Below are 498 nucleotides of genomic sequence, written 5' to 3' on the forward strand. Positions count from 1 at the left end.
TTACCACTCTTGATTGGGATAGATTTTATATGAAATTTCCATTAGTAAAAAATTTAAGTGAAAAACTTTACGCAAAAAAAGATATCTATACTCAAAATTTTGCAAAGCAAATAGAAAATATATTATATCAGAGTGAGAATATCTCTGTGCTTAAAAAATTACCACAAGGAGAATATAAATTTGATTTTGCGATCGATATAAGAGAAGAAAGAAGTGATAAAAATAAAGAGTCTTACATTATCATTAAAGAAAATGATGAAATTCCAAAAGGATATAAACGCATTTTAGATTGCAAACCTTATGAGATCGATACTTTAAATTGTCAGCTTATAGGTATAGAGGATAAAGATTTTTTTTATCAAATTTTGCAAAATTTAAAAACACGCATAACAGCACAGTTTGATGATATAGGTTTCTCTTTTGAATCATTACTAAAAATGGCTTTAATGTCCAATTCTAACACGGAAAATTACTTCATTACTCCGGAAGATTACCATC

The 498-nt window shown here is 26.9% G+C and carries 1 protein-coding gene; it reads left to right on the forward strand.

What is annotated here, in order from left to right; genetic code table 11:
- Positions 1 to 29: 29 nt before the first annotated feature.
- On the forward strand, positions 30 to 498 hold a 469-nt coding region (locus H2279_RS08735; protein WP_337196299.1), incomplete at its 3' end, for a hypothetical protein.

This window comes from Campylobacter sp. B0100352/1, assembly GCF_020135855.1.
Taxonomy (GTDB): Bacteria; Campylobacterota; Campylobacteria; order Campylobacterales; family Campylobacteraceae; genus Campylobacter_D; species Campylobacter_D taeniopygiae.